This is a genomic window from Nocardioides sp. Root140 (genome assembly GCF_001426745.1).
Lineage (GTDB): Bacteria > Actinomycetota > Actinomycetes > Propionibacteriales > Nocardioidaceae > Nocardioides.
This window is the reverse complement of record NZ_LMFI01000013.1, coordinates 162525-187760: the sequence shown is the minus strand read 5'-3', so window position 1 is coordinate 187760 and position 25236 is coordinate 162525. Positions and strand designations below refer to the sequence as shown.

27 protein-coding genes and 1 tRNA gene are annotated in these 25236 nt (G+C 69.6%); 18 read left to right on the top strand and 10 right to left on the bottom strand.

Features of this window, described 5'->3' with window-relative positions:
* The first annotated feature begins 32 nt into the window (after positions 1 to 32).
* Both ASD30_RS22230 and ASD30_RS22225 read left to right on the top strand, forming a co-directional pair.
* Positions 33 to 530, top strand: a complete 498-nt coding sequence (locus ASD30_RS22230) for an HIT family protein (protein WP_056687343.1) — start codon at positions 33 to 35, stop codon at positions 528 to 530.
* A 4-nt stretch (positions 531 to 534) separates the two neighbouring features.
* Entirely contained in the window at positions 535 to 1782 is a 1248-nt protein-coding gene (locus ASD30_RS22225) for an APC family permease (RefSeq protein WP_056687340.1), read from the top strand.
* A 53-nt stretch (positions 1783 to 1835) separates the two neighbouring features.
* Here ASD30_RS22225 and deoD read toward each other — a convergent pair whose 3' ends face one another.
* The gene (deoD, locus tag ASD30_RS22220; protein WP_056687337.1) at positions 1836 to 2543 is read right to left on the bottom strand and encodes a purine-nucleoside phosphorylase; all 708 of its coding nucleotides are present in this window, start codon (positions 2541 to 2543) and stop codon (positions 1836 to 1838) included.
* A gap of 44 nt (positions 2544 to 2587) precedes the next feature.
* Here deoD and ASD30_RS22215 point away from each other — a divergent pair, with 44 nt between their 5' ends.
* Together ASD30_RS22215 and nudC are read left to right on the top strand one after the other, a co-directional pair.
* A complete protein-coding gene (locus ASD30_RS22215; RefSeq protein ID WP_056687334.1) occupies positions 2588 to 4519 on the top strand; it encodes a M3 family metallopeptidase in 1932 nt (643 codons plus the stop codon).
* Positions 4516 to 5427 (top strand): NAD(+) diphosphatase, encoded by a 912-nt coding sequence (nudC, locus tag ASD30_RS22210; RefSeq protein ID WP_056687332.1) that lies wholly within the window; start codon positions 4516 to 4518, stop codon positions 5425 to 5427. Before ASD30_RS22215 ends, nudC begins: the two co-directional genes overlap by 4 nt.
* A 145-nt stretch (positions 5428 to 5572) precedes the next feature.
* Here the strand turns inward: nudC and ASD30_RS22205 are convergent, their stop codons facing one another.
* Positions 5573 to 5818, bottom strand: coding sequence for a mycoredoxin (locus tag ASD30_RS22205; protein ID WP_321163484.1), 246 nt, complete (start codon positions 5816 to 5818; stop codon positions 5573 to 5575).
* 75 nt (positions 5819 to 5893) lie between these two features.
* On the opposite strand from ASD30_RS22205, the gene ASD30_RS22200 reads away from it, so the two are divergent.
* The 4 genes from ASD30_RS22200 (at position 5894) to ASD30_RS22190 (ending at position 9246) form a co-directional block, all read left to right on the top strand.
* The gene (locus ASD30_RS22200; protein WP_056687330.1) at positions 5894 to 7930 is read left to right on the top strand and encodes an ATP-dependent DNA helicase UvrD2; all 2037 of its coding nucleotides are present in this window, start codon (positions 5894 to 5896) and stop codon (positions 7928 to 7930) included.
* Between the two features lie 474 nt (positions 7931 to 8404).
* Positions 8405 to 8716 (top strand): WhiB family transcriptional regulator, encoded by a 312-nt coding sequence (locus ASD30_RS22195; RefSeq protein WP_056687327.1) that lies wholly within the window; start codon positions 8405 to 8407, stop codon positions 8714 to 8716.
* A 71-nt stretch (positions 8717 to 8787) separates the two neighbouring features.
* On the top strand, positions 8788 to 8940 hold the full coding sequence (locus tag ASD30_RS26200; RefSeq protein WP_235532657.1) for a hypothetical protein: 153 nt from the start codon (positions 8788 to 8790) through the stop codon (positions 8938 to 8940).
* A gap of 144 nt (positions 8941 to 9084) precedes the next feature.
* Positions 9085 to 9246 (top strand): hypothetical protein, encoded by a 162-nt coding sequence (locus ASD30_RS22190; protein WP_200951220.1) that lies wholly within the window; start codon positions 9085 to 9087, stop codon positions 9244 to 9246.
* 10 nt (positions 9247 to 9256) lie between these two features.
* On the opposite strand, the gene ASD30_RS22185 is transcribed toward ASD30_RS22190, so the two are convergent.
* The gene (locus ASD30_RS22185; protein WP_156393746.1) at positions 9257 to 10189 is read right to left on the bottom strand and encodes a hypothetical protein; all 933 of its coding nucleotides are present in this window, start codon (positions 10187 to 10189) and stop codon (positions 9257 to 9259) included.
* A gap of 156 nt (positions 10190 to 10345) precedes the next feature.
* The gene (locus tag ASD30_RS27300; protein WP_168618186.1) at positions 10346 to 10504 is read right to left on the bottom strand and encodes a DUF5679 domain-containing protein; all 159 of its coding nucleotides are present in this window, start codon (positions 10502 to 10504) and stop codon (positions 10346 to 10348) included.
* Between the two features lie 189 nt (positions 10505 to 10693).
* Between ASD30_RS27300 and ASD30_RS22180 the strand changes: the two genes are divergently transcribed.
* The 3 genes from ASD30_RS22180 to ASD30_RS22170 all read left to right on the top strand — a co-directional run bounded on the left by ASD30_RS22180 (position 10694) and on the right by ASD30_RS22170 (position 13419).
* Positions 10694 to 11497: an enoyl-CoA hydratase/isomerase family protein gene (locus ASD30_RS22180; protein ID WP_056687318.1), complete on the top strand. Its 804-nt coding sequence runs from the start codon at positions 10694 to 10696 to the stop codon at positions 11495 to 11497.
* A 343-nt stretch (positions 11498 to 11840) separates the two neighbouring features.
* Positions 11841 to 12875: a PHP domain-containing protein gene (locus ASD30_RS22175; protein WP_056687316.1), complete on the top strand. Its 1035-nt coding sequence runs from the start codon at positions 11841 to 11843 to the stop codon at positions 12873 to 12875.
* A gap of 10 nt (positions 12876 to 12885) precedes the next feature.
* Positions 12886 to 13419, top strand: coding sequence for a M48 metallopeptidase family protein (locus ASD30_RS22170; protein WP_056687415.1), 534 nt, complete (start codon positions 12886 to 12888; stop codon positions 13417 to 13419).
* A gap of 22 nt (positions 13420 to 13441) precedes the next feature.
* On the opposite strand, the gene ASD30_RS22165 is transcribed toward ASD30_RS22170, so the two are convergent.
* Together ASD30_RS22165 and ASD30_RS22160 are read right to left on the bottom strand one after the other, a co-directional pair.
* Entirely contained in the window at positions 13442 to 13993 is a 552-nt protein-coding gene (locus ASD30_RS22165; protein WP_056687313.1) for an NUDIX hydrolase, read from the bottom strand.
* Positions 13990 to 15309: a zinc-dependent metalloprotease gene (locus ASD30_RS22160; protein ID WP_056687310.1), complete on the bottom strand. Its 1320-nt coding sequence runs from the start codon at positions 15307 to 15309 to the stop codon at positions 13990 to 13992. The genes ASD30_RS22165 and ASD30_RS22160 overlap by 4 nt, the downstream gene beginning before the upstream one ends.
* A 55-nt stretch (positions 15310 to 15364) precedes the next feature.
* On the opposite strand from ASD30_RS22160, the gene ASD30_RS22155 reads away from it, so the two are divergent.
* The 6 genes from ASD30_RS22155 (at position 15365) to ASD30_RS22130 (ending at position 21030) form a co-directional block, all read left to right on the top strand.
* Positions 15365 to 15802: a molybdenum cofactor biosynthesis protein MoaE gene (locus tag ASD30_RS22155; protein WP_056687308.1), complete on the top strand. Its 438-nt coding sequence runs from the start codon at positions 15365 to 15367 to the stop codon at positions 15800 to 15802.
* Between the two features lie 61 nt (positions 15803 to 15863).
* Positions 15864 to 16115 (top strand): hypothetical protein, encoded by a 252-nt coding sequence (locus ASD30_RS22150; protein WP_056687305.1) that lies wholly within the window; start codon positions 15864 to 15866, stop codon positions 16113 to 16115.
* 233 nt (positions 16116 to 16348) lie between these two features.
* Complete coding sequence (locus ASD30_RS22145) at positions 16349 to 17401, top strand: YlbL family protein (protein ID WP_056687302.1); 1053 nt, start codon at positions 16349 to 16351, stop codon at positions 17399 to 17401.
* Positions 17398 to 17961 (top strand): PPA1309 family protein, encoded by a 564-nt coding sequence (locus tag ASD30_RS22140; RefSeq protein ID WP_235532656.1) that lies wholly within the window; start codon positions 17398 to 17400, stop codon positions 17959 to 17961. Before ASD30_RS22145 ends, ASD30_RS22140 begins: the two co-directional genes overlap by 4 nt.
* Positions 17958 to 20909, top strand: a complete 2952-nt coding sequence (locus tag ASD30_RS22135) for a UPF0182 family membrane protein (RefSeq protein WP_056687299.1) — start codon at positions 17958 to 17960, stop codon at positions 20907 to 20909. Before ASD30_RS22140 ends, ASD30_RS22135 begins: the two co-directional genes overlap by 4 nt.
* Before the next feature lie 47 nt (positions 20910 to 20956).
* Positions 20957 to 21030: transfer RNA gene (locus tag ASD30_RS22130), tRNA-Met, on the top strand.
* Between the two features lie 77 nt (positions 21031 to 21107).
* Here the strand turns inward: ASD30_RS22130 and ASD30_RS22125 are convergent.
* From ASD30_RS22125 to ASD30_RS22110, 4 genes are all read right to left on the bottom strand, one after another.
* Positions 21108 to 21485, bottom strand: a complete 378-nt coding sequence (locus ASD30_RS22125) for a site-specific integrase (RefSeq protein WP_056687296.1) — start codon at positions 21483 to 21485, stop codon at positions 21108 to 21110.
* A 33-nt stretch (positions 21486 to 21518) separates the two neighbouring features.
* Positions 21519 to 22256 carry a hypothetical protein gene (locus ASD30_RS22120; RefSeq protein WP_056687293.1) on the bottom strand — a complete coding sequence of 246 codons (738 nt, stop codon included), beginning with the start codon at positions 22254 to 22256 and terminating at the stop codon, positions 21519 to 21521.
* Positions 22257 to 22808: 552 nt separating this feature from the next.
* Positions 22809 to 22970 (bottom strand): hypothetical protein, encoded by a 162-nt coding sequence (locus ASD30_RS27295; RefSeq protein WP_200951218.1) that lies wholly within the window; start codon positions 22968 to 22970, stop codon positions 22809 to 22811.
* A 17-nt stretch (positions 22971 to 22987) separates the two neighbouring features.
* A complete protein-coding gene (locus ASD30_RS22110; RefSeq protein ID WP_056687290.1) occupies positions 22988 to 23653 on the bottom strand; it encodes a TetR/AcrR family transcriptional regulator in 666 nt (221 codons plus the stop codon).
* A gap of 119 nt (positions 23654 to 23772) precedes the next feature.
* On the opposite strand from ASD30_RS22110, the gene ASD30_RS22105 reads away from it, so the two are divergent.
* On the top strand, positions 23773 to 25212 hold the full coding sequence (locus tag ASD30_RS22105) for an MFS transporter (RefSeq protein ID WP_082564087.1): 1440 nt from the start codon (positions 23773 to 23775) through the stop codon (positions 25210 to 25212).
* Positions 25213 to 25236: the final 24 nt, after the last annotated feature.

Below are 25236 nucleotides of genomic sequence, written 5' to 3'. Positions count from 1 at the left end.
TAGGTCTCGACCAGCCGTCCTGAGGAGACCTGATGAAACTGCCCTGGCTCGAACCCCTCACCACCCGTGAGCCCACGCCCGCCGTCGTACCCGAACCACCGCGTCGCGGGGAGGAAGGCGGCGCGCCGTGCAGCGTCTGCGCTGGCACCACCCCGGACGCGGTGTGGTCCGACGACCACTTCGCGGTCTACCCACCGCGCACCTGCAGCCTGCCCGGCACGGTCTGGATCGCCAGTCGCGAGCACGTCGACTCCTTCGTCGACCTGTCGCCCGCAGCCTCAGCCGCCTTCGGGCCGTTCGTCGCGCAGGTCGAGGGCGCGATCCTGGCTCGCGGTGACGTGGGCCGGGTGCACCTCTACCGCTGGGGCGACGGCGGCGCGCACTTCCATGTCTGGCTGATGCCGCGGCCCCTCGGGATGCTCGACGCCCAGGGCATGATGCTGCCGCTGTGGGAGGACGTCCTCCCCAACGCCACCGACGAGGAATGCCTGGCCGCTGCGCAGGAGATCGGGTCCAGGCTGGAAGGATGACCGCATGACCTCCGACCGGTTGGCCCGGCGCCTCGGCACCGGCGACGCCGTCGTGGTCGGGCTGTCGGCGATGATCGGCGCCGGAGTCTTCGCCGCGTTCGCCCCGGCCGCCGCCGCGGCAGGGTCCGCGTTGTTCGTGGGCCTCGGCATCGCCGCGGTGATCGCGTTCTGCAACGCGGTCGCGTCGGCGCAGCTCGCCGCCTGCCATCCGTCGTCCGGCGGCACCTACCTCTTCGGTCGTGAGGTGCTCGGCCCGTGGTGGGGGTTCGTCGCAGGCTGGGGTTTCGTGATCGGCAAGACCGCCTCGTGCGCGGCCATGGCGATGACCTTCGCGGCGTACGCCGTCCCGGGCGGCGGGTGGCCGCAGAAGGCTGCGGCGGCGGTCGCGGTCGTGATGCTGACCCTGGCCACCATGCGCGGCATCACCCGCACGGCGCGGCTGGCACGCATCCTTCTCACCGCGACCCTCGGCGTGCTGCTGCTCGCGCTCGTCGTGACCTCCGTCGGTGAACCGTCGGCCCCTGATCCGCTGGGCGCACCCGACAGCGTCCGCGACGTGTTGCAGGCGGCCGGTCTGCTGTTCTTCGCCTTCGCCGGCTACGCGCGCATCGCGACGCTCGCCGAGGAGGTACGCCGACCCGAGATGCTGGGCCGCGCCATCCTGATTTCGCTCGGTGTGGCCGTGGTCCTCTACGTGGCGGTCGGCCTGGCCCTCGTGCGCGCCCTCGGCGCCGACCTGGCCACCAGCACGGCGCCGCTCTCGGACGCCGTCACGGCAGTCGGTGCCGCCTGGGCCGAGCCGGTGGTGCGCATCGGTGCAGCCGCCGCATGCCTGGGTGCCCTGCTCGCCCTTCTCGCCGGGGTCACCCGCACGGGCCTTGCCATGGCACGCGAGCGTGACCTGCCCACGCCGCTGGCCCACGTCGACCCCGTGCACCAGGTGCCCGACCGGGCGCAGGTCGCGCTCGGTCTCGCCGTGGTCGTGCTCGTGCTCACCGTCGACCTGCGCGGCGCCATCGGCTTCTCGAGCTTCGGGGTGCTGGTCTACTACGCGGTCGCGAACCTCTCCGCTCTCCGCCAGCCGGCCGAGCAGCGACGCTGGCCGCGGGCGCTCCAGGTGCTGGGCCTGGCCGGGTGCCTGGTGCTGGCGGCGATGCTGCCCCTGGCGTCGGTGCTCACCGGGCTCGGTGTGCTCGCCGTGGGCGTGCTCGGACGGTTGGTCCTGCGCAGGCCGAGCGTGCTCGATGGATGAAGGAAATCGTGCGGATTCCGCCCAATTTCCTTCAGCCATGCGACACCCCGGGACTACGCCAGCACGGCCTCGAGGGCGATCTCGACCATCGCGCCGAAGGTCTGCTCGCGCTCCTGCGCCGTGGTCTCGGCGCCGGTGACGATGTGGTCGGAGACGGTGCAGATCGCCAGTGCCCGGCGGTCGTGCTTCGCGGCCAGCGTGTAGAGCGCACTCGCCTCCATCTCGATGGCCAGCACGCCGTGCTCCACCATCGCGGTCATGATCTCGGGCCGGGGCGCGTAGAACTGGTCGCCGCTGAAGATCAGGCCGGTCCACGTCTTCACGTCCTCTCGTGCCGTCGCCGCGTCGTACGCCGCGCGCAGCAGGCCGAAGTCGGCGACCGGCGCGTAGTCGAGACCCTCGAACCGGACCCGGTTCATGCCTGAGTCGGTGCAGGCGCCACTGGCCAGGATGACGTCGCGGATCCCGACCTTCTCGACCAGGGCACCGCACGACCCGACGCGCACGATCGAGGCGACGTCGTACTCGGTGAACAGCTCGGTGGCGTAGATCGCCAGTGAGGGCTGGCCCATGCCGGAGCCCTGCACGCTGATCCGCTCGCCGCGCCACGTGCCGGTGAAGCCGAGCATGCCGCGCACCTCGTTGTAGCAGGTGACGTCGTCGAGGAAGCTCTCTGCGATCCACTTGGCCCGCAGCGGGTCACCGGGCATCAGGACGTGCGGTGCGATCGCGCCGGGCTGGGCGCCGATGTGGGTGCTCATGGGCCGATCGTAGGGCCTGTGCCCGGGTGGGTAGCCTGCAAGGCGTGACCGGACCAGAGCAGCTCCAACCACTGTCCCTGCCCGCCGCCGACGCGGACTGGGCCCCTTGGCTCGACGACCACTGCCGCGGGGCGCTGGCCCGTGCCGAGGAGTTGCGCACCACGCTGGCCGCGAGCGACCCCGGCTCCGTGGCAGGCGTGTGGAACAGGCTGCACATCGAGCTGGCCAACGCGTTCGCCGTGGCCGGCCTGGTCGCCCAGGTGCACCCCGACAAGGCGATCCGCGAGCAGGCCGAGGAGATCGAGGTCGAGGCGAACCGCTTCCACACCGGCCTGATGCTCGACGTGGCGGCGTTCACCGCCCTCGACTCGGTGCCGAAGGACGGCCTCGACGAGGCGGCCACCCGGATGCTCGAGCACAGCCTGCGCGACTTCCGCCGGGCCGGAGTCGACCGCGACGAGGCCACCCGCCAGCGGCTTCGCGAGATCAGCGAGCGCGAGGTCGAGCTGGGCCAGGCGTTCTCCCGGGGGATCAGGGACGGTCGGCGTACGACCAAGCTGCCCGCCGAGGCCGCGGCCGGTCTCCCGCAGGACTGGGTCGAGGCGCACCCGGTCGGCGACGACGGCACCTTCGAGGTGACCACCGAATACCCCGACACGGTGCCCTTCATGACGTTCGCGACCGACGGCGACGCACGCCGCCGCGTGGTGACCACGCAGTACGACATCGCCTGGCCCGACAACGACCGGGTGCTGGCCGACCTCCTGGCAGTGCGGCACGAGCACGCCACGATGCTCGGCTACGCCGACTGGCCGTCGTACGACGCCGAGGTCAAGATGATCGGCACCGGCCCGGCCATCCCGGCGTTCATCACCGAGATCGCCAACGACACCGAGGCCGCCGGGCGGGCCGAGATCGAGGTCCTCCTCGAACGGGCACGACAGGACGATCCGTCGGTGGCGGCGGTCGACGCCTCCAACTGGCGGCACTACGCCGAGGTCGTCCGTCGCGAGCAGTACGACGTCGACGCCCAGGAGGTGCGTCGCTACTTCGACTTCACGAAGGTGCGCCAGGGCCTGCTCGAGGTGACCGGCCGCCTGTTCGGCCTGGAGTACGCCGAGGTGCCCGACGCCACGTCGTGGCACGAGGACGTCACGACGTACGACGTCGCCCTCGACGGTGAGCCGCTGGGCCGGATCCGACTCGACCTGCACCCGCGCGACGGCAAGTACAACCACGCCGCGCAGTTCGACCTGAAGCCCGGTGTGCGCGGGGTGCAGCTCCCCGAGGGCGTGCTGGTCTGCAACTTCCCGCGCGGGCTGATGGAGCACGGCGACGTGGTCACGCTCTTCCACGAGTTCGGCCACCTGGTGCACCACGTGCTCGCCGGACGCCACGACTGGGTGCGGTTCTCGGGCGTCGCCACCGAGTGGGACTTCGTCGAGGCACCCAGCCAGATGCTCGAGGAGTGGGCCTGGGACGCGGAGGTGCTGGCCGGCTTCGCGACCGACGAGTCGGGGACTCCGATCCCGGCCGACCTGGTGGCCCGGATGCGCGCCGGTGAGGAGTTCGGCAAGGGCTTCATGGCCCGCACCCAGATGTTCTACGCCGCTGTCTCCTACTACCTGCACCTCGAGCGACCCGAGGACATCACGTCGCGGGTGGCCGAGCTGGCCCGCGAGTACAACCTCGTCGCGCAGCTTCCCGGCACCCACTTCCACGCCGGGTTCGGCCACCTCGGCGGCTACACCTCGGCGTACTACACCTACATGTGGAGCCAGGTCATCGCGAAGGACCTGTTCTCCGCCTTCGACCCCGACGACCTGCTCGCCCCCGGACCGGCCCGTGCCTACAGGGACAAGGTGCTGGCCGCAGGCGGCAGCGGTGACGCGGCCGACCTGGTGGCCGACTTCCTCGGTCGCCCCTACAACGCCGAGGCGTTCCGCGCCTGGATGAACGGAAGCCCGAAGGCATGACCTACCCACACGCCGAGCTGGCCGCCGGTGCGCACGCGCGAATGGCCGAACGACGCGACGACGACGCCTGGCTGGCCGAGAAGTGGGCCGACCCCAAGACGCGGGTGCTCCTCGTGGCCGGGACCCGGTTGCGCAGTGCGGGCGCTGGCCCGGCCTGGGTGAGCCCCGAAGAGGCTCCCGACGGCACCCGCATCCTGCTCGGCGAGCACGCCGGTCGCGCGCACTTCGCGATGCTGATCGATCCCGAGCGGGCACCCGGTGAACGCGAGGAGTGGGTGGGCCTGCGGGCGCTGGCCCCGCACTTCATGGACCACGACTCCTCCGAGGCGCCGCTGGCCTTCCACGCCATCGGCCTGGCCGAGTGGCACTGGCGCACCCGGCACTGTCCCGCGTGCGGTGGCCGGCTCGAGTCCCGCCAGAGCGGCCACCTGCTGGTCTGCACCGAGTGCGAGCGCGAGCAGTTCCCGCGCACCGACCCGGCGGTGATCATGGTGGTCGCGATCGGCGAGCCCGGCTCCGACGACGAGCGCTGCCTGCTCGGTCGCGGCGCCGGCTGGGGCGAGGGCCGCTTCTCGACGCTCGCCGGTTTCGTGGAGCCGGGGGAGTCGCTCGAGGACGCCGTACGCCGCGAGGTGTTCGAGGAGGTCGGGGTCGAGGTCGGACAGGTCGACTACTTCGGCAACCAGCCGTGGCCGTTGCCGACCAGCCTGATGCTCGGCTTCGTCGGACGCGCCACGACCACCGACATCGTGCTCGACGGCGACGAGATGGCCGAGGCACGGTGGTTCACGCGCGCCGAGATGAGGGCCGAGGCCGAGGCGGGCACCATCGTGCTCCCCGGCGGCATCTCGATCTCACGCTCGCTCGTCGAGCACTGGTACGGCGGCCCGCTCCCCGGCCGCTGGTGACCGGTGGCTCGTGGCTGTAGGAGTCCCCGGTGCACCGGGGAAACCTGCACATCCCACGTCAGATGTGCCGTGGGATGTGCACGTATTCCGTGGGAAGTGCGCCGTACGCCGTGCGCCGTACGCCGGGCGTCGCCAGCGTGACGCGTCAGGCCAAGGCGGCGATCTTGGCCTTGACCTGGGCCAGGCTGGGGTTGGTCTGCGCCGAACCGTCGGAGTAGACCAGCGTCGGCACGGTCTGGTTCCCACCGTTGGCCTTCTCGACCAGCTGGGCCGCTTCCGGCTGCTGCTCGATGTCGACGATGTCGTAGCTGATGCCCTCCCGGTCGAGCTGGCTCTTCAGTCGGTGGCAGTAGCCGCACCACGGCGTGGTGTACATCGTGAACTCGCTCAACGGATTGTCCCCTCGGGCATCTAGGCTGCTTGGTGTTCGACCGACTCAACTGCACTCCGAGGTGAATTGTTCCCGATGGCCCGCCCTGACAGCCTGCTCGACTCACTCGACCCCGAGCAGCGACAGGTCGCCGAGGCACTTCGCGGCCCGGTGCGCGTGCTGGCCGGGGCCGGCACCGGCAAGACCCGGGCGATCACCCACCGCATCGCCCACGGAGTGGCCACCGGTGTCTACCAGTCGACCGAGGTCCTGGCGGTCACGTTCACCACGCGGGCGGCCGGCGAGATGCGCACCCGCCTGCGTGAGCTGGGGGCACCAGGCGTCCAGGCCCGCACCTTCCACGCCGCCGCTCTGCGGCAGCTGCGCTACTTCTGGCCGGCCACCCACGGCACCGAGCTGCCGACCCTGACCGAGTCGAAGCTGCCGTTGATGGCACTCGCGGCCCGCCGCCAACGGCTCGGCGTCGACCAGGGCACCCTGCGCGACCTCGCCTCCGAGGTCGAGTGGTCCAAGGTCAGCAACGTCCGCCCCGAGGAGTACGCCGCGCTCGCCCCCACCCGCGGACGCGAGGTCAACGGCGTCGACCCCGAGACGGTCGGCCGGGTGTTCGGCACCTACGAAGACGTCAAGCGCGGCCAGGGCCGCATGGACATGGAAGACGTCCTCCTGCTCACCGCCGCCCTCCTCGCGGAGGACGAACGCGTCGCGGCGCAGGTCCGGCGTCAATACAAGTTCTTCGTGGTCGACGAGTTCCAGGACGTCTCGCCCCTCCAGTCGGCGCTGCTCGACCTGTGGCTGGGCGGGCGCGACGAGATCTGCGTGGTCGGCGACCCGGCGCAGACCATCTACAGCTTCGCCGGCGCCAACGCCGACTACCTGCGCGACTTCCCGGGCAAGCACCCGGGCACCACCGCGATCGACCTGGTCCGCAACTACCGCTCGACGCCCGAGGTGATCGGCTCGGCCAACCAGCTGCTCGCCGGCAGCAGCTCGCGCGGCGTCAAGCTGGTCGCACAGCGTCCCTCCGGCCCGGCGGTGAACTACCGGGAGTACGACGACGAGGTGGCCGAGGCCGAGGCGGTCGCCGCCGAGGTGCTGCGCCTGCGCGACTCCGGCGTGCCGCTCGGTTCGATGGCGGTCCTGTTCCGCATCAACGCCCAGTCCGAGGCCTTCGAAGACGCGCTCTCGGCCCGCAACCTCGCCTACGTGGTCCGCGGTGCCGCGCGCTTCTTCGACCGGCAGGAGGTGCGCCAGGCGATCACCCTGCTGCGCGGCACGGCCCGCTCCGGCGGTGGCGGCGACGACCTCGCCGCCGACGTGCGCGGCACGCTGGGCGGTATGGGCTGGACCGCCGAACCGCCCTCGGGCCGGGGCACGGCACGCGACCGGTGGGAGTCGCTCCAGGCGTTGGTCTCCCAGGCCGAGTCGTACGCCGCCCAGGCGGGCACCGACCTCGGGTCCTTCGTCGACGACCTGGACCGACGGGCCTCGGAGCAGCATGCGCCCGTGGCCGACGGGGTCACCCTGGCCACCCTGCACACCGCGAAGGGCCTCGAGTGGGACGCCGTCTTCGTGTGCGGCGCCCAGGAGGGCTCGATCCCGATCTCGTTCGCCCAGACCCCGGCCGAGGTCGAGGAGGAGCGCCGTCTGCTCTACGTCGGCATGACCCGGGCCCGGCTGCACCTGTCCGTCTCGTGGAGCCTGTCGCGCAACCCCGGCGGTCGACGTACCCGCAAGGCCTCCCGCTTCCTGACCGGCCTGCGCCCCGACACCGGCAACGCACCCGAGCCCCGCCGTGCCAAGAAGGCAGCCAGGGCAGCGATGTGCGGCACCTGCGGGCGCCCGCTCTCGACCGCGGGGGAGCGCAAGGTCGGCCGGTGCGTCGACTGTCCGGCGACCTACGACGAGGACCTGTTCGCCCGGCTCAAGGAGTGGCGGCGCCAGCGGGCCAGCGACGACGGGGTGCCGGCGTACGTCGTCTTCACCGACAAGACGCTCGAGGCGATCGCCGAGGTGAAGCCGACCGCAGACGCCCAGCTGCTGAGGATCAGCGGGGTCGGGGCGACCAAGATCGAGAGGTACGGCGAGGAGCTGCTGGCCCTCATCGAGTGATCCCGAGGTGATCTCGAGGTGATCTCGAAAAAAATCAAGAAATACCCATTAAATCGTTTGCCCATTACAGGCAGGCCGCGATAGTTTTCTCATCAGCACATTCAACCCGCGCATACGGTCCTGGCAAGATCAGCGCTCAACGGCACCGAAGGAGGTGGCTCCAGTGAACAGCATCAAGACTCGAATCCCGGCTGAGAACCAGTCGCGCATTGTCATGCCCACCTACGCCGCCTTTGGCGTGTCCGCATGCGTTGATGCCGACGTTCCGGCCCGCAAGCACATCGCTCTCTTCACGGGAGCCACCCCGGGAACCCTTGTCTGGAGTCCACCGCCCTGTTGAGTTGACACTCAACTTGGCAGCCTCCAGGCCGCGGAACCCGAGAACCGGGATCCGCGGCCCTTTTGTTTCTCCACCACTTTCGGTGGAGGGCCCGGATCAACACACACGATCAGGTCTCAGAGGAGGTGACACACATGACCATCAGCGAACTCAAGCCGCCCGCCGAGCCGACCCTCGGTGAGCTGCATGCCGCGGCCGACACCGTCGACGACGAACTGCTGCCCTGCCGGGCCAACAGCCCGGAGCTGTTCTTCGCCGAGTCACCCACCGACGTGGAGTACGCCAAGGCCCTGTGCACGGACTGCCCGGTCCAGGCACTTTGTCTCGCCGGCGCCCTCGAGCGGCGCGAGCCCTGGGGCGTTTGGGGCGGTGAGCTCTTCCTCCAAGGAGTAGTGATCCCCCGCAAGCGGCCGCGCGGCCGTCCCCGCAAGACCGACGCCGCGTGACGCGGCCCGCACCAGAAAGTCGACACCCAGCCATGACCACACACACGAACTGGAGCAACACCATGAATCTCATGCATGAAGAACTGGCACGCGAACAAATGTCCGCGCGCCTGGGAGAGGCGCACCGCACCCATCAGGGCCGGCAGGCTGCTCTCGCCCGCCGCCTGAGCCGTCGGGCCGAGCGCGCTGCCGCAGAGGCGCGTCTCGCACTCGGACGCCTCTGATCAAGCAGTCGAGCCGGCGTTCGTTGACCACCATGGTCAGCGGACGCCGGCTCGGCGCATTCGGGATACTCCCTGACGTTTCCGCCCCCTCGCGGGGCCGAAACGTCAGGGAGTATTGCGGATGGCGGCGTAGGGTCGGTGGACGTGACGACCTGTGACTTCTGCGGTCGAGTGGCCGAGAGCGACCCGATGCCGTTGACCTGGACCACCGCCGTCGAGAACGGCCGGCGGCGTACGTTCTGCGACACCTGCTCGCGCGAGCACCTGCGTGCCATGGAGAGCAAGCTCGACAGCGAGTGGTGGTGACGAGCAAGGATCACCCGGCCGCGATGCTCCGGCCCCACCCGCACCCGCAGGCCGGGTGCTGGCGCCACGGAGTGCGTGGCAGTTCGAGGTGCGGGTCGAAGGTGACGGTGGTTCCCCAGCTGAGCGGGCGTCGGCCGTCGACCCAGTTCAGCAGGTCGCGGACCGCCCACAGGATCGCCATCTCGAAGAGATCGTGGTGGATCGGCTCGGGGAGGGCGTCGGTGCCGACGGCCGGGTCGGCGTACTGCGCGAGGATCAGCGGTCTCCGCGGGTCGTGATCGGCGTGGTGTGCGTCGATGCAGCGCAGGCACGCGGTCTGGCCCGGTACGACGAACGGGCCCACGCGCACCACGCCCTCGCTGGTGCTGACCACCAGGTGCGGCACGTCGCCGCGGATCCACTCGTCGACACCGGAGCGGAGCGGCTCCCCGCGGGCCACGAGCACCGCGGCGTCGACCGGGCCCGGGGCCGGGTGCGTGGTGGTCTGCACCCCGCCGGTGCGCAGCAGCTCGACCAGCCGGCGGCCTGCGCGACGGCTGCCCTGGTCGGCCACCTGGACCACGGTCGCCCGTCGACGATCGAGCAGGTCGGGCCCCTCGGGTCCCGTGTCGCTGAGGTACGCCGAGAGCGACTCCCTGTCCTCGGGGGCCTCCGCCGAGCCGAGGGCATGGAGGAACGGGTCGGCGTCGAGCACCAGCGACTTGGCCAGCAGGTCGGTGCAGAAGCGCATCACCGCGGGGGAGAGGCCGGCGACCGGTCCGGGTGGGACGCCGTTGCGCAGGTCGGCCAGCACGCCCCGGATCTCCTCGGTGTCGGGTGCAGTCACCGCCAGGTGAGCGACCAGACCGACCTGGAGGCGGCCGTCCTCGCGCCGGCAGACGCGCACCCCCGGTCGCAGCAGGGGCCGGGCCGGGAAGCCGGGGTGACGATGCGCGCGAGACATGGCAGGCACTCTCACACAGGTGGCCGCCGCCCCGCCGACGTCATCCACAGGTCGATGGGATCCACGGGCCGAGAAGCACCACGGACCCCGAAAATGCAGGCAGCGGCGACGCCCCGTGAGGGACGACGCCGCTGCGACTGCTCGTGGGGCGGGTTCTTACGCCTTGCCGAGGATTCGGTTGAGGTTGGTGCCACATTCGGGGCAAACGGCCTTCGCCATCCGCGTGCCCTTGTCGTTGACCTTGACCTCACCCGAGGCCTCACGCTTGGCCTTGCACTTCACGCAGTAGAACTCGCCGCTCCAGGTCTCCGCCATGACGGCCTCCTTGCCTAATTGATTCTCGGTCGTCGCGACGGGGGGATCGGGGAAGCCCGCCGGGGTTCCCACGCAGGGCATGTGAACCGTCCAAAACCCTACTTCACGCCTGAAGTCCCACGCGGGAGGCGCCCCGTAGCGCTCAACAGCGGGTTTTTTGGACGTTTCCGCGACGGCTAGTCTGCGGCCATGTCCGAGAACGCAGACCTGACCTTCCTCCGCCTCACACGGCCCAGCCCCGGCGTCGCCCTGATCACCCTCGACGACCCGGCCCGCCGCAACGTGATGTCCGACGAGATGACCGCCTCGTGGGTGCACGCGATCGACGGCCTCGCCGCCGACCCCGACCTGCGGGCCGTGGTGGTGACCGGTGCCGGTACGTCGTTCTGCTCCGGCGGCGACATCGGCTGGATCGCCAGCGAGCCGGACGCCACCGTCGACCACCTGCGCCACCGGATGATCGCGTTCTACCGGGCGTGGTTGTCGATCCGGAGGCTCGAGGTGCCCACCATCGCGGCGATCAACGGGCACGCCATCGGCGCCGGGCTCTGCATGCCGCTGGCCTGCGACATCCGGTACGCCGCGGCCGGTGCCAAGGTCGGCGCTCCGTTCGTCAAGCTGGGCATGCACCCCGGCATGGCGGCGACGTACCTCTTCCCGGACGTCGTCGGAGCCGCGGCCGCGCGGGACCTGTTGCTGACCGGCCGGATCGTAGGCGCCGAGGAGGCGCTCGGGCTGGGCCTGGTCTCGCGGGTGATTCCCGACGACGGCTTCCTGGACGAGGTGCTGCGTACGGCGGCCCAGGTCGCGGCCACCGCACCCGTGGCGAGTCGCTACACGAAACTGGCACTGGCCGGCGCAGGACATCCCGACATCGAGGCGGCCCTCCAGTGGGAGGCACTGGCCCAGCCGGTCACGCTGGCCACCGCCGACCTGCAGGAGGGAATCGCCGCGGCCAAGGAGAAGCGCGACCCGAAGTTCACCGGCCGCTGACCTCGGACGGGCAGCACCCGAAATGGGAGAAGAGGCCCCTGGCCGGCAGTCCCACACGTGCCTTCCCCTTGCGAGTGTGGAGCTGCCCCGCCGAAACGGTGGACCGGGGGCCTCATCTGGCGTTGACGCTAGGGGCACGCGGGTGTGCGGTCAATGCCTGGCGCGGCACGGGTTCCGACAGCCTGTGGAGAACCCTGTGGACAAGATGTGGATTCCGGCCCTGCCGCTGTGGAACGGTGGGGGACGGGCCTGTGGACGACGCACGTCGGGAACCCCGGCAGACCACCGCTGAGCAGGGACGATGCATCTCCACCACCTGTGGAGAGAAGAAAAGAGGACGAGAATGACCGGCGAGCAGCTCACCCCCGTCGCCGCACTGCGCCGCATCGCCTTCCTTCTGGAGCGAGCCCGCGAGGACACCTACAAGGTCAAGGCCTTCCGCAGCGCCGCAGCCACGATCCTGCCGCTCTCCGACGACGAGCTGGCCGGACATGTCACCGCCGGGACCCTCACCGACCTTCCCGGCATCGGCGCCAGCTCGGCGCGGGTGATCACCGATGCGTGGCACGGTGAGGTGCCCGAGCGCCTCGCCGTCCTCGAGGAGGAGCACGCCGGACCCCTGGCTCCCGGAGGTCGTGAGCTCCGGGCGGCGCTGCGCGGCGACCTGCACACCCACTCCGACTGGTCGGACGGCGGATCACCGATCGAGGAGATGGCGTTCACCGCGATCGAGCTCGGCCACGACTACCTGGTGCTGACCGACCACTCGCCGCGGCTCAAGGTGGCCCGCGGGCTCAGCGCCGAGCGGCTGGCCCGGCAGCTCAGTGTGGTCGACGCGGTCAACGAGCACCTGGGCGGATCGGGCTTCCGGCTGTTGAAGGGCATCGAGGTCGACATCCTCGACGACGGGTCGCTCGACCAGACCGACGAGATGCTGGCCAGGCTCGACCTGCGGGTGGCCAGCGTGCACTCCAAGCTGGCCATGGACGCCGACGCGATGACCCGGCGCATGGTGGCCGCCGTCGCCCAGCCGTTCACCAACGTGCTCGGGCACTGCACAGGGCGGCTGGTCACCGGCAACCGCGGCGTCCGCCCCGGCTCGAAGTTCGACGCCCGCAAGGTCTTCGAGGCCTGTGTGGAGAACGACGTGGCCGTCGAGATCAACTCGCGACCCGAGCGACGCGACCCGCCGACCAAGCTGCTCGAACTGGCCCGCGACATCGGGTGCCTCTTCTCCATCGACAGCGACGCCCACGCCCCGGGCCAGCTGGACATGCTCGACTACGGCTGCGAGCGCGCGGAACAGGCCGGCATCGATCCGGAGCGCATCGTCAACACGTGGCCCGCGGAGCGCCTCCTGAGCTGGGCGAGCCGATAACGTGATCGTCATGGGGGATCCAGAGATCGAGGTCCGGCGCTCCAAGCGTCGGCGTCGCACCGTGTCGGCCTACCGCGACGGCGAGAAGGTCGTCGTACTCATCCCTGCCTCCATGACCCGGGCCCAGGAGGCCGAGTGGGTCGAGACGATGGTGGCCCGCCTCGACCGCCAGGAGAAGCGCAAGCGCCCCTCCGACGCCCAGCTGTCCAAGCGGGCCGAGGACCTCTCGGCGCGCTACCTAGGGGGTCTCGCCCGGCCCGACTCGGTGCGCTGGGTGGAGAACCAGAACGCGCGCTGGGGCTCCTGCACGCCGGGGGACCGGTCGATCCGGTTGTCGACCCGGCTCCAGGGCATGCCCGCGTGGGTGGTCGACTACGTGTTGATCCACGAGCTGGCGCACCTCATCGAGCACGGCCACGACGACAAGTTCTGGGGCTGGGTCGCCCACTACCCGAAGGCGGAGCGGGCGCAGGGCTTCCTGCTCGGCTACTCCGCCGCCGCACAGATGGAGCCGCCACCCAGCTCCGGCGACGTCGTCGAGTGACCTGCCGGAACTGAGCGCTCACTCAGCCCAGCACCCGCGCCCGGGCCAGGGCGACCAGGCGGTGCATGTCGTCCTCGAGCCCGTCGGGGAGTGCGTCGACCGGCCACCACCGCACGTCGAGGGACTCCTCACTCGCGGCGTGACCGACCCCCGCCGGCGCGACCGCGACGTACCGCACGTCGAGGTGGGCAACCGTGCCGCGCGGGTCGCAGAACGGCACTGCGTGCTCGTCGAGCATCACCGGCACCGGGTCGAAGTCGAGCCGGGGGAGGCCCGACTCCTCGAGGGCCTCGCGGTGCGCGACCCCGGCCAGGGTCTGGTCGATGGCCTCACAGTGGCCACCGAAGGCGAACCAGCGCTTCGCCTTGCCGTGCAGGTTGAGCAGCACCTCGGTGCCGTCAGCGGAGAGGACGAGTGCGCCGGCGGTGAGGTGGTCGGGGAAGCACTCCCGTGCCATGCCGTCGGGGTGCTGCGCCAAGTGGTGCAGGAACCTGCGGCGGTGGCGCTCCTGGTGATCGTCGGGCGCCGTCCAGCCGCCGAGCACGCGCTCGGCGTCGGCGTGCAGCCGGCTCACTCCTTGGGGTCGTCGGCACCGGGCTCGCCGCTGGCGTCGCCCTCCGTGCCCTCGTCGAGCAGCTTGGCCAGCTCGGCGTCGAAGTCGTCGCCGGACGGCGTCAGCGGCTCGGCCACCTCTTCGCGGAAACCCAGCGGGTCATCGAGGTCGGCGGCCGTGGGCAGCAGGTCGGGGTGCAGCCACACCGAGTCACGGCCGTCGGTGCCGTGTCGGGAACGCAGCGAACCCCACAGGGTCGACGCATCGCGGAGGCGACGCGGACGCAGCTCCAGGCCCACGAGGGCGGCGAAGGTGTCCTCGGCCGGACCACCCGCGGCGCGGCGGCGGCGTACGGCCTCCTGCATCTTCGACGCGGTCGGCATGCGCTCGGCGGTGGCCTGGCCCACGACCTCGTCGACCCAGCCTTCGACCAGGGCGAGCGTGGTCTCGAGGCGCAGCAGGGCGGCCTCCTGGGCGGGCGTCTTCCTGGGCTCGAACAGGCCGCCCTCGAGGGCTTCCTGGATGCCGGTCGGGTCGGTGGGGTTGAGGTTGCGCATCTGCTCCTCGATGCCCTCGGTGTCGATCGCGATGCCGCGCCCGTAGTCGGCCACGGCCGAGATCAGGTGCTCACGCAGCCACGGCACGTGGGCGAAGAGCCGCTGGTGGGCGGCCTCGCGCAACGCGAGATAGAGGCGTACGTCGTCGGCCGGCACGTTCAGCCCTTCGGCGAAGGCCTCGATGTTGAGTGGCACGAGGGCAGCGCGTCCCGGAGGCCCGAGGGGGAGCCCGATGTCGGAGGCGGTCAGCACCTCGCTGGCCAGGCCACCGAGGGCGGCACCGACCTGGCTGCCGAACATGGCGCCGCCGAACTTGCCGAGCATGCCCATCAGCGGGCCGGCCATCTCGCGGGCCTCCGTCGGGAGGGCGTTGCCCATGGCGGCCACGACGTGCTCGGCGACCGGGTCGACCAGCACCTTCCACACCTCGCGGGTCGACTCGACCCACTCGGCGCGGCTCCACGCGGCGGTCGACTGCACGCCGGAGGGGAACTCGCACGCCTCGTCGAGCCAGTGGTCGGCCAGCCGGACGGCGTCGGCGACCGCGTCGCTCTCGCGCTGGGAGGGCGTCGGGTCGGGGTTCTCGGCCACGGCCCGCCGGGCGATGTCGCCGGCGAGGGTCCAGTTCACCGAGCCCTCGTGGGGCGCCATCATCGCCTGCATCTGGTTCATCAGTCCGGCCAGGTCAGGCATGCCGGACATGCCGCCCGCGCCGAAGAATTGCTCGAACGGCGTGCCCTTGAAGGGGTTCTCGGGCTGGTCGCCGGGGTCGTCAGTCATGCCTCCAAACTACTCGGTCGCTGGTGGCTGCCAAGGGCCCACTAGTGTTTGGACCATGGCTTCTGCTGAGGGCGAACGCGTGCGCCTCGTTGCACTGCGCGAAGAAGCGCTCGACGTCGACGAGGTGCTGGCCAGCATCGAGGACGACGCGGCGGGTGGGCTCAACCTCTTCGTCGGTCGGGTCCGTGACCACGACGGGGGCCGGGGCGTGACCCGCCTGGAGTACGCCGCACACCCGAGCGCCCTCGACCGGCTGCGCGAGGTCTGTGCCGCCGTGGCCGCCGAGCACGACGTGATCGCGGTCTCCGCGGTGCACCGCATCGGGTCCCTGGCGATCGGTGATGCCGCAGTCATCGTGGCTGCGGCCTCCGCTCACCGCGACTCGGCGTACGTCGCCTCGCGGGCGCTGATCGACCAGCTCAAGGCCGAGGTGCCGATCTGGAAGCACCAGGTCTTCACCGACGGCGACCAGGAGTGGGTCGGCTCCCCGTAGAAAGGTCCGCGGTCGCTCGTGCCTTCTGGGATCATCCGCATGCGCGTGCGAGAGTTGGGGTGTGGAGATCTTGTGGTGGCTGGCACCCCCGGCAGTGGTGACGGTGCTCGCGATGCTCTGGGTGAACTGGCTCGGTCGCGAGGGTCGCGGTGAGGTCGACCGCGACGTCGCGGTGGAGCGTCTCGCCCGCGCCCTGCACAAGGACCACCCCGCGCTGACCCGGCCCGGACCGGCCTCGACCCGGCCTCGCGATCGCAGCACCGGGATCGCGGTTCGCCCCTCGGGCAGCCGGGACGACCGCCGTTCGGCCTAGGAGTGGCCAGCATCCTTCGGGCGTCACGCCCTGGGAGACTGCTGAACAATCATGGCCTACTGCGCGCCGCCCGGCGCGCACACTGGCTGCGTTCTCGTCGGTCAACGCGGCGCTGCCGCGCCTTCCCTCCTCCGCCTTGCCATCGCACGCACCAGACGACGCTCGCGACGGCCGAATCGTTCAGCACCCTCCTCGCGGCGAGCCCATTTCGCGCGGATGAGAAGGTTGGCGGCATGACCCGGCGCACGCTCGCGATCGCGATCTCCGTCCCCCTGATGGTGGCGTTGTGGCTGACCGCGGCCATCGTGCCCGTGCCCTACGTGACCTTCACCCCGGGCGTGAGCGTCGACATGCTCTCCGAGGCCGGTGGCCAGGAGCGCATCCAGGTCAACGGGCACAAGGCGTTCTACGACGACGGCGAGCTGCGGATGACCACCGTGTCGGTGACCCGCGCGGGCGACTCGGTCAGCGTGTTCACCGCGATCCAGGCCTGGCTCAGTGGCGACGACGCGGTGCAGCCCTACTCCGCCGTCTACGACGAGGACGAGACCAGCGAGTCGAACCAGCAGGAGTCGGCGTACATGATGACGACCTCGCAGGACGACGCGATCGCCGCGTCCCTGCGGGAGATGGGCTACACGATCAAGCCGGCCGTCGAGGTCTACACCGTCGAGAAGGGCCTCCCGGCCGAGGGCAAGCTTCAGGTGCGCGACCGGATCCTGTCCGTCGACGGCACCAGGATCAGCGACCCGGCCAAGGTGGGGGAGCTGATCAACCAGCACAAGGCCGATGAGCCGGTGAAGTTCGTGGTGCTCCGCGACCGCAAGAAGGTCAGCGTCGCCATCACCCCGGTGAAGGACGACGGCCGGCTGCGGATCGGGATCCTGCCCAACGCGGGCTACACGTTCCCGTTTGACGTGTCGATCAACATCGACCCCAAGATCGGCGGACCGAGCGCCGGGCTGATGTTCTCCCTGGCGATCTACGACACCCTGACTCCCGGCTCGTTGACCGGTGGGCACCACATCGCCGGCACCGGCACGATCACGGCCGACGGCGAGGTCGGTCCGATCGGCGGCATCCAGCAGAAGATCCCGGCCGTGCGTGACGCGGGGGCGCAGGTGTTCCTGGTGCCGTCCGACAACTGTGAAGAGGCGTTGGGCGCCGAGCGCGGCGACGTACAGCTGATTCGAGTGAAGACCCTCAAGGACGCGATCGCGTCGATCAGGACGTGGGTCGCAGACCCCGATGCCGACCTGCCCTCGTGCGAGAAGGAGTCCAAGTGAGCGAGATCGACGGCGAGCTTCCCGACCCGGCCCTGGCCGCGGCCGTGCTCGAGATCGAGTCGCATGCCGCCGTCGACGGGTGGGACCAGAAGTCCCGCCTCTACGCGCTCGTCGAGACCGCCGTGCTGGTCGAGAAGGAGCCGGCCCTCGCGGCGGCGATGGGGCTCGACGAGTCGAGCGCCGAAGGATCCTTCACCCCGATCGAGCAGGAGGTCGACGCGGCCACGCCGTTCGAGACCGTGCTCTCCTCGATCGTGTGGCCCGACACCGTGCACGGCTGCGCCGCCGTCGTGGAGCGGCTGGTCCTCCCACCGAGCGCGGACGGCCAGATCCCCGACGACGCGGCCGAGGCCCAGGCCTTCGCGGCCGAGCACCCCGATCGCCAGGAGGTGCGCATCGTCGCCGGCGTCACCCGGGCCGGCGCGACGTACTGCGCCCTGCGACTGCGCGCACACGACGACGACCAGTCGGTCGTCGGCGGCAATGAACTTGTCCCTGAGCTGGTGGAGTTGTTGCGGGCGACCCTCGAGGTCGACCCCGACGAGGAGATGCGGTCATGAGCGACATGTACGACGACGGCGACGAAGAGACCCGCACCGAGGAGCCGCGCCGGCCCTCGCGGGCACGGGCGCTGTGGATCACCCTGGCAGTGGTGATCGCGCTGTTCCTGGCGTTCACCGGCTTCACCGCGTTCTGGACCGAGCGCCTCTGGTTCAGCTCCACCGGTTACAGCTCGGTCTTCACCACGCTCGTGCGCACCCGCATCGGGCTCTTCCTGGTCTTCGGACTGGTGATGGCTCTCGCCGTCGGGATCAACCTCGGTGCCGCGTTCAGGTACCGCCCCATCTTCCGCCCCGCCTCGCCCGAGCAGGTCAGCCTCGACCGCTACCGCGAGGCGATCAACCCGATCCGCGTCCTGCTGCTGGTCGGCGTCTCCCTGGCCATCGGGGCCTTCGCCGGTGCCACCGCCTCCGGCAAGTGGCGTGAGTACATGCTCTGGCGCAACGGTGGCTCCTTCGGCAAGGAGGACCCCTACTTCCACAAGGACATCGGGTTCTACATCTTCGACCTGCCGTGGCTGCACTTCGTCGTCGACTTCACCATGGCCGTCCTCGTGGTGACGTTGCTCGGTGCCGCGGTGGTGCACTACCTCTACGGCGGCATCCGGCTGCAGTCGGCGCAGGACCGTTTCTCCGGGCCGGCCGCTGCCCAGCTCTCGCTGTTGCTCGGCCTGTTCGTCCTGGTCAAGGGCCTTGACTACTACCTCGACCGCTTTGACCTGCTCAACGAGTCCGGGTCGCTGATGACCGGCATCGGGTACGCCGACGACCATGCGGTGCTGCCGGCGAAGAACATCCTGATGTTCATCGCCCTGATCTGCGCGGTGCTGTTCTTCGCCAACGTCGTACGACGCACGTGGTTGCTGCCGACGGTGGGCATCAGCCTCCTGGCGCTCTCCGCGATCCTGCTCGGCCTGATCTGGCCCGGCATCGTGCAGCAGTTCCAGGTCTCGCCCTCGCAGGCGCAGAAGGAAGAGCCCTACATCCAGAAGAACATCGACGCCACGCGAGCGGCGTACGACCTGGAGGACGTGGCGGTCGAGGACTTCAAGGGCGAGACCGACCTGAGCCCGGCCCAGCAGGCAGCCGAGCTGGCCAACACCAAGGAGATCCGCCTCCTCGACCCGGCTCTGGTGCGTGCCACGTTCGAGCAGCTGCAACAGGAGAAGGGCTACTACACGGTGGCCGATGTCCTCGACGTCGACCGCTACAAGATCGGCGGCCAGACGCGCGACGTCGTCATCGGTGTGCGCGAGCTCAACCAGGACGGCCTGCCCGACGACGCCAAGAACTGGTCCAACCTGCACACCGTCTACACCCATGGGTACGGCGTGATCGCGGCGTTCGGCAACCAGCGCGGCATCGACAACGACACGCAGTCCACCGGTGACAAGCCGGAGTGGGTGGAGCAGTCACTGCCGCCGACGGGTGAGCTGTCGAAGATGGCACCCGGCGGTTATCGCGGCGCGATCTACTACGGCGAGAAGAGCCCCGAGTACTCCATCGTCGGCAAGGCCGGCGACGACTCCGAGGACGTCGAGCTCAACCTGCCCGACGACTCCGAGACCGGTGGCGCGCGCAACACCTACGACGGAAAGGGTGGTGTGAAGGTCAACAACACGTTCCGCAAGGTGATGTACGCGTGGAAGTTCGGTGAGCCCAACATCGTGCTCTCCGGCCGGGTCAACAAGAACTCCAAGATCCTCTACGACCGTGACCCGCGAAAGATGGTCGAGAAGGTCGCGCCCTGGCTGACCGTGGACGCCGACCCGTTCCCGGCCGTGGTGGACGGCAAGGTCGTGTGGCTGCTCGACGGCTACACGACGACCGACCAGTACCCCCAGTCCGAGCGCGGTTCCTTCGAGGACATGACCAGTGACTCCCTCGACGACGGCAATGAGTTCCGCACGTTGCCGACCGACGAGATCAACTACATGCGCAACGCGGTCAAGGCGGTCGTCGACGCCTACGACGGCACCGTGACGCTCTACGCCTGGGACGAGGAGGACCCGCTGCTGGAGGCGTGGCGCAAGGCGTTCCCCGGCACGGTCAAGGACCGCGACGAGATCCCGGCCGACCTGCTCGAGCACATGCGCTACCCCGAGGACCTCTTCAAGGTCCAGCGCTACCAGCTCGGCGCCTACCACGTCGAGGATGCCGACACCTTCTACGAGGGCAAGGCCCGCTGGGTGGTTCCGGAGGACCCGAACTCGCAGGGCAACCTGCAGCCGCCGTACCGCCTCTCGGTGCGTACGCCGGGCCGCGGCGAGGACCCGACGTTCTCGTTGACGTCGGCCTACGTGCCCAACGGCCGGCAGAACCTGGCCGCGTTCGTGTCCGTCGGCAGCGACGCGTCGCTCGATTCCTACGGCAAGATCCAGGTCCTCGAACTGCCGAGCGGCAAGGCTGTCGACGGACCCGGCCTGGCCGCCAACCGCTTCGGCTCCAACGACGAGATCCAGCGCCAGCTCGAGGCGCTGACCCGCAACTCGAACGTGCGGATCCTCAATGGCAACCTGCTCACATTGCCCGTCGGCGAGAGTCTGCTCTACGTGCAACCGGTCTACGCCGTGCGCCAGGGAACCAGCACCGCCAACTACCCGGTGCTGCGCCAGGTGCTGGTGTCCTTCGGGGAGAAGACCGCGATCGGGCAGACCGTCGCCGAGGCGGTGGCGAAGGTGCTCGACGTCGAGCTCGACGCGGATCCGACCCCGGGAACAGGAGACCCGGGGCAACCCACTGGCACCGTCGACGAACAGATCCGTGAGCTGCTCACCGACGCCGACCAGGAGTTCAAGGACGCCAACGCGGCCCTGGCCGACGGCAACCTGCAGAAGTACGCCGCGGCGACGAAGCGGGCCGAGGAACTGGTGGCAGAAGCGCTGGAACTCTCCGACCAGAGCGCGTCGGAGCAGGAGCAGAAGACCGAGAAGAAGGCCGACGAGTAGCCGATTTTGAATCTGCTCATGCCCTCGCGTAAGGTTCTGTTCACCGGCGCGGGGTGGAGCAGCTCGGTAGCTCGCTGGGCTCATAACCCAGAGGTCGCAGGTTCAAATCCTGCCCCCGCTACAAGAAACAGGGCCTGACCTGCGGAAACGCAGATCAGGCCCTGTTGCTATTTCGAGTGGTTCCCCATTTATTCCCCACTAAACGGCGCAAAGTGTGGCCTTGACCGTCGGCAGCACCATGACTGCAGCCGCTCGAGTCGGCTGCGTCTTCCGGCCCAGATAGCCAGCGGTGACGTTGGTATCCGCGTGGCCCAACTGGTTGGCAATCTCGGCAAGCGCACAACCGTGCGCGTCCATCCATGAGGCCACGGTGCGCCGGAAGGTGTGCGTTCCTGCCCACTGGACACCTGCAGCCGCGAACACGCGGCGCAGTGCCTTTGAGACATTGTTCCGGTCCCTCGGCTGTCCGGCCTTGGTGGCGAAGTAGGTCACACCGAACACGAGACCAGTCGCGCCGTGCGCCTCGGCGCGCAGGCGCAGGCGCTCCGTGAGGTCAGTAGGCCCTTCCTTTCCCATCAGGTCAAAGGCGTCTATGGCGGGGTGCGGCGTCTACCTGCGCGCGATTCCCCGTTTGATTGTGCGGACCTGCATGAGTCTGCGGTTCTTCCATGCCTGAGCCTTCGGAAACCGCTGCCGCTTCGGCTTGGCGCTTGGTTTGGGTGGCTTGGTGTCGGTCCTGGTCCACCGCTGGCCTGCTGAGTCAGTGAAACTTACGGTGACGAATTTGTGTCGGCCCACATCACGGAGGGCCACGGGTGCCACGACCCGAAACACGCGCGTCTCACCGGGCTTGATCGCTCGCGCAATCTCCCAGTTTGGGCGCCCGGTCCACTGCCGCGGCTCAGCGGGTTCGGTCGCTTCGTCACTGGCCGGGCGAAGGGGTTTCATGCCGTGAAGTTCGATACGCACGTGCCCAATCGGCTCGGCGCTGTTGTTGATGACCTCCACTCGATGGATGGTCAACTCTCGCGTGGTCACAGACACTCGCTGACCGTCGATCTCTTGCCCTTCAAAGTCTGCAGCAGAGTCGCCGACAATCTTCGCCTTGGTGCCCAGCCACTTGGCTCCCATGTCACCGGCGATCGCGCCCTTCTGCTTGCCCACATGCTTCCCAACTTCGGCCCACACGAGTCGAGCCTGGGCGATCTTTCGGTCATCGGTGGATTCGAAGTAGGCGCGGCGGACCGTGTGCACGTTGAGAACGGTGTAGCCACCCGCGACCAGTGCAATGCACGCGGTGACCCATGCGGGGTCCAGCCAGCGGAGGAAGTCACCCAACCAATGCATGACTCAGAGGCTAGGTCGCCAGGGGCGGCGATGTGTGCACGACGCGGCGCATCCTCATGTCCGGCCGCTGATGAGGGTTGCTCATCGTGTTCAAGCGCCGTGGGCTGGGCGCCGAGGCATTCCCCACTTACTCCCCACCAACGTGGGGAATGACGGTGATCGCGGATGATCGGGTCAGGCGTTGCGCGGGCTGAAAACGTGCCTTGACCTGCGCAGACATGACCAAGGCAGACTGAGGGTGATGTGGACACGTCGTTCCCCAGAGATCGCAGGTTCAAATCCTGCCCCCGCTACAAAATGTTCAGGCCCGGAATCCTCGGATTCCGGGCCTGAACGCATTTCACATCCACTTGACGCCGTCGTGCTCGTACTCCCGGACCCGGTGCCGGATCATGCGGACGAGAAGCTCGTGAGGAACGCCGCCGCTGTAGGGGAGCTTGACCGAGCCCTTGCCGGTCTAGAACCCGGTCAGCTCGGCGCTGAAGTGCTCGCGCGTGCTTGGTGTGAAGACGACGTTCGCATGCGACGTGTGCGCCGACAGGACGAACATGATCACGCCGTCAGGATGCAGGTACGCCGGGGACCCCACTTCAGTGCCTCCGAGAGCTCTGGAGCAGTTGAGCGCGCCAGGGTGCGCAGGCCGATCATGCGCTCGCGTGCCCGGGGTGGGAGCCCGTCGACGTACTCGTCCAGGGTCGTTGGCTTCTCGGACATCGCTCCCGTCCTTCGCGCTATTCGGTCGCGTCTCGCGATTCGAGTGTGGCAGTGAGATGGGTGAGCTCGTCCAGCGAGTAGGCCGGCCCGTCGAGCCGCGTACGAGGCCCGTCGCTCCGCGCGTCGGCGCGCAGGCCCCGAATGAAGAGCTCGAGGTGTCGTCGGGCCAGGTCGTGCTTCGTCTCGGCCGGGATCGGTCCGGGCAGCGGGCGGGCCACGCGGACCAGCATCATGCCGATGTCGGCGAACGTGAGGTCGCCAGCGAGGTCGCCGTTGTCCTGGGCGGCCCGCACCAAGCGGTCGGTGGCGGCGGCGGAGGACTCGCGGGCGGCGGCCAGCTCCCGTTCGTTGAGGTCGAGGGCATCGAGGACCTGGGGGATCACGGCCGACACCTTCAGCTCCAGTGCGGTGCGCAGGTAGGCAGCGAGGGCCTCGAAGGGCTCGTCGGCGTACTCCTCGGCGGCGGACTCGGCCGCGATTCGCGTCTTCTCGAGAGCGTCGAGCACCACGGCCTTCAGCAGGGCAGGTCGATCGGGAAAGCGTCGGTAGAGGGTGGCGATACCGACTCCGGCTCGCTGGGCGACCTCCTCCAGTGGGGCGCCCGCCCCCTTCTCGGCGACCGTCTCGCGGGCCGCCGACAACAGGAGCTGGAGGTTGCGGCTGGCGTCGGCTCTCATCGGCATGGCCGCAGGTTAGCACTGAAACGGAGAAAAATCCTCCGGAACCGTTGACAGGGCTCCAGTGGCGTGCCAAGAATGTAACGGAGGAAATTCCTCCACTTGATTCTGAGGACGGTACGACCATGACTGCCACCGGAAGGACGTCGCAGACCAGCGCTCCGGGCGCTGGAACATCGCCGGCCACGAGCCGCCGCTGGCAGGCGCTGGTGGTCGTGGCATCGGCCCAGCTGATGGTCGCGCTCGACGCGACCATCGTGAACGTCGCGCTGCCGACCGCGCAGGGCGACCTCGGTTTCGACGACGCGCACCGCGCCTACGTCGTCACCGCCTACACCCTCTCGTTCGCGGGCCTTCTGCTCCTCGGCGGCAAGGCGGCCGACCGGTTCGGTCGCCGCCGAACCCTGATGTCGGGGCTGGTCGGATTCGCGATCAGCTCCGGGCTCGCCGGTGCGGCGCCGACCTTCGGTGTGCTCGTGGCCGGACGCGCCCTGCAGGGAGCCAGTGCCGCCTTCATGGCACCCGCCATCCTGGCCCTGATCGCCTCGACGTTCACCGATCCGCAGGAGCGCGGCAAGGCGTTCGGCGTCTTCGGTGCCGTGGCCAGCAGCGGCGCCGTCGTCGGCCTGATGCTGGGTGGTGCCCTCACCGAGTACGCCGGCTGGCGCTGGTGCCTCTACGTCAACGTCGTGGTCGCGGCGGTGGTGATCGTAGTGGGGCGCCGTGTGCTTCCTGCCGATCGCGGCAACCCGACCCCGCTCGATGTCGTCTCCGGCCTGCTGGCCACCGCCGGTCTTGCGGCGCTGGTGCTCGGGTGCGGCGAGGCCGCCACCCACGGCTGGTCATCGGCGCGGGTGCTGGTCCCCGGCCTGGTCGGTGTCGGCCTGTTGACCTACTTCATCCTGCGCCAGCGTGTGCTGACCGTCCCCCTGCTTCCGCTCTCGATCCTGGCCGACCGTGGCCGCGCCACGGCGTACGTCGCCACGGGGATCAGCGTGGTCGGCACGTTCGGGATGTTCCTGATGCTGACCTACCACTTCCAGGTGGTGCTCCACTGGAGCCCGGTGCGCACGGGCCTGGCCTTCCTGCCGATGAGCCTGGCCGTGGCGACCAGCTCCTACGGCATCGCCACCCGCCTGATGCACCGGGTGTCGCCGCGCACTCTGGTCGCACCGGGCCTGCTGGTCGCGGCGTCCGGACTGGGCCTGCTGACCACGCTCGAGCCCGGCAGCGCCTACCTGACCACCATCCTGCCGGCAGAGATCCTCGTCGGCGCCGGGATCGGCTGCGTCTTCACCCCTGCCATCGCGTTCGCCACCAGCGGGGTCGACCCACGGCTGGCGGGCGTCGCCGGGGCCACCGCCAACACCGCCATGCAGATCGGCAGCAGCCTCGGCACCGCCGTGCTCAACACCATCGCGGTCACCGCCGCCGGCAACTACATCGGTACGCCGACCGAGGCATTGGTCCACGGCTTCGCGGCCGCCACGGCGGCCGCGACCGGAGTGCTTGTCGTCGGTGCGCTGCTGGTGGTGGTCGGCCTGCGACCGCGCCGTACGCCCTGACCGCAGAATCGCCGGGCTTGTAGG

Bases quoted from the DNA above. Each gene is read 5' to 3' on its own strand.
- ASD30_RS22230 (WP_056687343.1), top strand. From the start codon at position 33: ATGAAACTGCCCTGGCTCGAACCCCTCACCACCCGTGAGCCCACGCCC.
- ASD30_RS22225 (WP_056687340.1), top strand. From the start codon at position 535: ATGACCTCCGACCGGTTGGCCCGGCGCCTCGGCACCGGCGACGCCGTC.
- deoD (WP_056687337.1), bottom strand. From the start codon at position 2,543: ATGAGCACCCACATCGGCGCCCAGCCCGGCGCGATCGCACCGCACGTC.
- nudC (WP_056687332.1), top strand. From the start codon at position 4,516: ATGACCTACCCACACGCCGAGCTGGCCGCCGGTGCGCACGCGCGAATG.
- ASD30_RS22200 (WP_056687330.1), top strand. From the start codon at position 5,894: ATGGCCCGCCCTGACAGCCTGCTCGACTCACTCGACCCCGAGCAGCGA.
- ASD30_RS22195 (WP_056687327.1), top strand. From the start codon at position 8,405: ATGACCATCAGCGAACTCAAGCCGCCCGCCGAGCCGACCCTCGGTGAG.
- ASD30_RS26200 (WP_235532657.1), top strand. From the start codon at position 8,788: ATGCATGAAGAACTGGCACGCGAACAAATGTCCGCGCGCCTGGGAGAG.
- ASD30_RS22185 (WP_156393746.1), bottom strand. From the start codon at position 10,189: ATGTCTCGCGCGCATCGTCACCCCGGCTTCCCGGCCCGGCCCCTGCTG.
- ASD30_RS27300 (WP_168618186.1), bottom strand. From the start codon at position 10,504: ATGGCGGAGACCTGGAGCGGCGAGTTCTACTGCGTGAAGTGCAAGGCC.
- ASD30_RS22180 (WP_056687318.1), top strand. From the start codon at position 10,694: ATGTCCGAGAACGCAGACCTGACCTTCCTCCGCCTCACACGGCCCAGC.
- ASD30_RS22175 (WP_056687316.1), top strand. From the start codon at position 11,841: ATGACCGGCGAGCAGCTCACCCCCGTCGCCGCACTGCGCCGCATCGCC.
- ASD30_RS22170 (WP_056687415.1), top strand. From the start codon at position 12,886: ATGGGGGATCCAGAGATCGAGGTCCGGCGCTCCAAGCGTCGGCGTCGC.
- ASD30_RS22160 (WP_056687310.1), bottom strand. From the start codon at position 15,309: ATGACTGACGACCCCGGCGACCAGCCCGAGAACCCCTTCAAGGGCACG.
- ASD30_RS22155 (WP_056687308.1), top strand. From the start codon at position 15,365: ATGGCTTCTGCTGAGGGCGAACGCGTGCGCCTCGTTGCACTGCGCGAA.
- ASD30_RS22145 (WP_056687302.1), top strand. From the start codon at position 16,349: ATGACCCGGCGCACGCTCGCGATCGCGATCTCCGTCCCCCTGATGGTG.
- ASD30_RS22135 (WP_056687299.1), top strand. From the start codon at position 17,958: ATGAGCGACATGTACGACGACGGCGACGAAGAGACCCGCACCGAGGAG.
- ASD30_RS22125 (WP_056687296.1), bottom strand. From the start codon at position 21,485: ATGGGAAAGGAAGGGCCTACTGACCTCACGGAGCGCCTGCGCCTGCGC.
- ASD30_RS22120 (WP_056687293.1), bottom strand. From the start codon at position 22,256: ATGCATTGGTTGGGTGACTTCCTCCGCTGGCTGGACCCCGCATGGGTC.
- ASD30_RS27295 (WP_200951218.1), bottom strand. From the start codon at position 22,970: ATGTCCGAGAAGCCAACGACCCTGGACGAGTACGTCGACGGGCTCCCA.
- ASD30_RS22110 (WP_056687290.1), bottom strand. From the start codon at position 23,653: ATGCCGATGAGAGCCGACGCCAGCCGCAACCTCCAGCTCCTGTTGTCG.
- ASD30_RS22105 (WP_082564087.1), top strand. From the start codon at position 23,773: ATGACTGCCACCGGAAGGACGTCGCAGACCAGCGCTCCGGGCGCTGGA.